The sequence below is a fragment of the Amycolatopsis sp. NPDC051372 genome, assembly GCF_040682095.1.
In the GTDB taxonomy this organism is placed as follows: Bacteria; Actinomycetota; Actinomycetes; order Mycobacteriales; family Pseudonocardiaceae; genus Amycolatopsis.
In genome coordinates, this window is the sequence record NZ_JBFBAF010000084.1 from 1 (window position 1) to 4,567 (window position 4,567).

A 4,567-nucleotide genomic window follows, 5' to 3' on the forward strand; every position below is an offset into this window, starting at 1 on the left:
GCGGGCCGGTTGTACGCGCAGACCAAGGCCCACCGTGGTGAGGAGCTGCCGGAGAACCTGGCGCACCTGGCCGAGCAGGGCCCCGCAGCGCAAGAGGCCAGCTCGCTGCTCGCACGCTGACCGGCGTTTGATTCGCGAAGGGCCCGCTCACCTCGAGCGGGCCCTTCGTCGTTCCCGGCCCCTACGGGCAGTCCCTGGGAAGTCCCCCAAGTCGGGCGGAGCGCCGTGACGGAGTCCAAAGAATCCGTAAAGTGACCTTGTGGCTCTGGTAACGGATCTCCTGAACTGGCTGCACGGACTCCCGGAACCGGGCCTTGTCGCCGCGGCCGGCGGGCTCGTGTTCGCCGAGTGCACCATCGGCCTGGGGTTCATCGCTCCCGGCGAGTCGGCGCTGCTCATCGCGGCCACGACAGCGACCACGACACCACGGTTCCTCACGCTGTGGGCCGTGGTCACGGTGTGCGCGGCGCTCGGCGACTCCGTCGGCTACGCGCTCGGCCGCCGGTTCGGACCACGGCTGCGCGAGACGAAGCTGATCCGCAAGTACGGCCTCGACGCGTGGGACAAGGCCGCCGGCGTGCTGGAGCGGCGCGGCGCGTGGGCAGTGTTTTTCGCGCGGTTCCTGCCGGTGTTGCGGACGTTGACGCCGGCCGCCGCGGGCGCGTCACGGCTGCCGTTCCGGAAGTTCCTGCCCGCGACGGCCGCGGGGGCGTTGTGCTGGTCACTCGCGCACATCAGCCTCGGCGCGGCGCTCGGCGAGGCGGCCAAGAAGGTAGAGGGCGCGTTCAGCACGGGCTTCCTCGTGGCGGCGGCGGTGGTCGTCGGGGTGCTGGTGTTCTTCCTGGTGCGCATGAAGAAGCGCAAAGCACTGGCACCCGAGGAGACCGAGGAACCCGTCCGCGTCGCCGAGTGATCCGGTGCGGCATCACACGTCCGTGACGCCGCCGTGAGCGCTCACGCTTACTACATTCGGCGGTATGACCCCACTCGATCTCCCCGGGCCGGTGGCGTTCGTGCTCGGCGGCGGAGGGAGCCTGGGCGCGCTGCAGGTCGGGATGCTGCGCGCGCTGGACGAAGCCGGCGTGACACCCGACCTCGTGGTCGGCACGTCGGTGGGTTCACTCAACGCGGCCGTGCTGGCGCTGCCCGGCGCCGACCGGCTCGGGCGCCTGCACGACATCTGGAAGCACATGACGAAGCACGAAGCCTTTCCCGGCGGCGTGTTCAGCCAGGTGCGCACGCTTCGCCACAGCAAGACGAACCTGTTCCCCAACACGGGTCTCACGAAGATCATCGACGACCACCTCGGCCCCGGCCGGCGCTTCGAGGACCTGGAGCTCCCGCCCGGCGTGGTGACCACGGACGTCGACACGGCCGAGCCGGTGCTGTTCCGCACGGGGCCGGTGCGCGAGCCGTTGCTGGCCAGCTGCGCCATCCCGGGGATCTACCCGCCGGTGGACTACGACGGCCGGCTGCTCTACGACGGCGGCCTGGTGGCCAACGTGCCGATGCGCCAGGCGCTCGCAATGGGCGCTCGCTCGCTGGTGGTCCTGGATTGCGCGTTTCCGGGCAAGATGCCCGGTGCGCCGCACACGTTCGCCGAGGTGATGATGTTCACCGCGTTGATCAGCATGCGCAATCAGGCGGCGCTGGAGGCTCCCGCGGCGGCGCGGCGCGCGCCTGTGGTCTACCTGCCCGGGCCGGCACCCGTGCGCGTCAGCCCGCTGGACTTCACGAAGACGGACCAGCTCGCCGACGAGGCCCACCATTCGGCCCGTGACTACCTGAAGGAACTGGTCGTCGACGGCCCCGGTCTCTACGGTGCGCCAGGGCTCGTCACAGGGTGATCCACGCCACTGCGATGCACCTATCCGCTGCGTGGCGCGTCCTCCTGATCGCGTAGTTTTGGAATAGAAGATGCCTGCCGGCCCGCGATACCCCGCAAAAGAGACAAAATGTTCCCGAAGAAGACTTTCCTTTCGGTTGCCGGAATTCTCGCGGCAACCCTGCTGGTTTCGGCCTGTTCCTCCGGTGGGGACACCGGCGGCAGCGCGTCGCCCGTGACCCCCGGTGGCACGAGCGCGGCCACGGACGCGACTCCGGCGACGGTGTCGATCGACCCGGCCAACGCCACCGGCATCAGCCCGACCACGCCGATCGTCGTCAAGGCCGCCAACGGCAAGCTGACCGACGTGACGGTGACCAACTCCAAGGGGAAGACGGTCGCCGGCAAGCTCGCGACGGACGGCTCCAGCTGGACCAACACCGAGGTGCTCGGTTACGCCGGCACCTACAAGGTCGTCGCGCACGCCCAGGGCACCGACGGCAAGCAGGTGGAGAAGGACGGTGACATCACCACTGTGTCGCCGAAGAAGCAGGCGAACGCGAACCTGATCCCGGCGCCGTCGGCCGTGAAGTCCACCGGCGTGGGCGTGGGGCAGCCGATCGTGTTCAGCTTCGGCACCGCGGTGAAGAACAAGGCCGCCGTGGAGAAGGCGCTGTCGGTGCAGTCGTCGCCGCAGCAGGACGGCAGCTGGTACTGGATGGACGACAAGAACGTCCACTACCGGCCGAAGGAGTACTGGCAGCCGAACACCACGCTGACCGTCACGGCGAAGATCTACGGTGTCGACTTCGGCAACGGCGTGTTCGGCGCCGAGGACCGCACCGAGACGTACAAGGTGCACGACTCCTGGATCGCCAAGGCGGACGGCAACACCGAGCAGATGCAGATCTTCCACAACGGCTCCATGGTGAAGTCCATGCCGATCTCCATGGGCAAGGACGCCACGCCGACCCACCTCGGCCCGCACGTGATCTCGGACAAGCAGGCCAACTACACGATGGACTCCTGCACCTACGGCGTCTGCCCGCCCGACCCGAAGGCCTACCGCTCCAACGAGAAGTGGTCCGAACGCATCTCGAACGACGGGGAGTTCGTGCACGAGAACCCGAACAGCGTCGGCCAGCAGGGCAGCTCCAACGTGTCCCACGGCTGCATCAACCTGAACGCCGCCAACGCCGAATGGTTCTTCCAGAACTTCGGCCTCGGCGACGTCGTGGAGGTCACCAACTCGGGCGGCCCGCAGCTCCCCGTGTGGGACCTGTACGGCGACTGGTCCAAGTCCTGGACGGACTGGCAGAAGGGCTCAGCTCTCTGAGCCTTGGAGGGCCTCCGCTTCGGGGTGAGGCTCGCGGGTGACGGACTGGCGGAAGGCGCCGGAGCGATTGTTGCTCCGGCGCCTTTCTCGTCGTCTGGGGGTGTCGAGTGGGCTCTGTGCCGGGCATTCTTGTCCCGCCCGTGAAGGAGGTACGTAGTTGCCTGCACGGATTTTCATGCTCTCCTGCGCTTCTGTCCGCGCGCGGCACGACGTGCGCAAGGGAACGAGCTATGCACCGTCGTTGGCGTCGCGCAGGGAACGGATCATGCTCTGCAGGATCCGGAACGCGCCTGACTGCTCGGCCTCGGTCATGCCGGCCAGCATTGTGACCTCGACGGACCGGACGGCCACGGTCGCCTTCTCAAGGCTCCGCCGGCCGCGAGGCGTGAGCCGCGTGGGAAGAACCTTTCCGACGGGTGCCTCCGCGGGCCTGGTCACGTAGCCCTCTCGTTCCAGGGTCTGGAGCAGCACATTCATCGTCTGCCGTGTCACGAACGCGCCCCGCGCGAGCTCGGAGTTCGACAAGCCCGGTCGTTGTGCCAGCAGCTCGAGGCAGGAGTAGTGCGTCACGCTCATCCCGAGCGGCCGCAGCACCTCCTCCATGGCCGCGCGAAGGACGCTCGACGCCTCCTTCAGCAGGTAGCCCAGTGACGTCTCCAGGTCAACGCCGACACCGTCTTGACTCATGTCAGCATTCTGACATAGATTGCCCCGTGTCAGAAAGCTGACACGAAACTATGGAGTGTCATCATGCCCGCCACCGGCCCCGACTTCATCTCGCTCCAAGCGCGCGACCTCGATGCTTCACAGGCGTTCTACGAGCAGTACCTCGGCCTCGTCCGCTCGTCGGCCGGACCTCCGCACGCCGTCGTCTTCGAGACGAAGCCGATCGCGTTCGCACTCCGCGACGTCGTTCCCGGCACCGATCTCGCATCCGTTGCCCAGCCCGGCATCGGTGCCGCGATCTGGCTCCACGCCACAGACGTCCAGGCCATTCACGATGCTCTCGTCGCCGACAACCACACCATCGTCTCCGCGCCGATCGACGGCCCCTTCGGCCGGACATTCACCTTGGCGGACCCCGACGGCTACCGAATCACTCTCCACGACCGCACCTGACAAGCCCAACACCACCGGACGACCATCGCCCCCCGCAGACCGCGGTTGCGCCCGAAACGCGAGAACCCGGGCGAAGTTCGTCTGCCCCGCGGTGATCACCTGTCCGGCTCTTCACCCCTGGGGCGGGCGGAGTGCGACGTCGAGCCGCGCGGTCGTGACCGCCGGCGCCGCCGGGGGCGGTCCGTTAGACCAGCCGGCGGTCGGTCGGAAAGGGTCGGGAAATAGAGGCAGGCCCCGGGAGAACCGTGAAGATTCTCGACCGGGGCCTACTCTAAGTAAGTTCGGCG

General features: G+C 67.9%; 5 protein-coding genes and 1 pseudogene. 5 read left to right on the plus strand and 1 reads right to left on the minus strand.

What is annotated here, in order from left to right:
- The 4 genes and pseudogenes from AB0M56_RS50265 to AB0M56_RS50280 all read left to right on the plus strand — a co-directional run.
- Positions 1–120 (plus strand): annotated as a pseudogene (locus AB0M56_RS50265) (lipoyl synthase); the annotation flags it as partial.
- A 139-nt stretch (positions 121–259) separates the two neighbouring features.
- On the plus strand, positions 260–913 hold the full coding sequence (locus AB0M56_RS50270) for a DedA family protein (protein ID WP_364190699.1): 654 nt from the start codon (positions 260–262) through the stop codon (positions 911–913).
- A gap of 64 nt (positions 914–977) precedes the next feature.
- Entirely contained in the window at positions 978–1,847 is an 870-nt protein-coding gene (locus tag AB0M56_RS50275) for a patatin-like phospholipase family protein (protein WP_364190702.1), read from the plus strand.
- 108 nt (positions 1,848–1,955) lie between these two features.
- Complete coding sequence (locus AB0M56_RS50280; RefSeq protein WP_364190704.1) at positions 1,956–3,161, plus strand: Ig-like domain-containing protein; 1,206 nt, start codon at positions 1,956–1,958, stop codon at positions 3,159–3,161.
- A 228-nt stretch (positions 3,162–3,389) separates the two neighbouring features.
- On the opposite strand, the gene AB0M56_RS50285 is transcribed toward AB0M56_RS50280, so the two are convergent.
- Positions 3,390–3,848: a MarR family transcriptional regulator gene (locus AB0M56_RS50285; protein ID WP_364190707.1), complete on the minus strand. Its 459-nt coding sequence runs from the start codon at positions 3,846–3,848 to the stop codon at positions 3,390–3,392.
- A gap of 63 nt (positions 3,849–3,911) precedes the next feature.
- Between AB0M56_RS50285 and AB0M56_RS50290 the strand changes: the two genes are divergently transcribed.
- Positions 3,912–4,280: a VOC family protein gene (locus AB0M56_RS50290; RefSeq protein WP_364190710.1), complete on the plus strand. Its 369-nt coding sequence runs from the start codon at positions 3,912–3,914 to the stop codon at positions 4,278–4,280.
- Positions 4,281–4,567 lie beyond the last annotated feature (287 nt).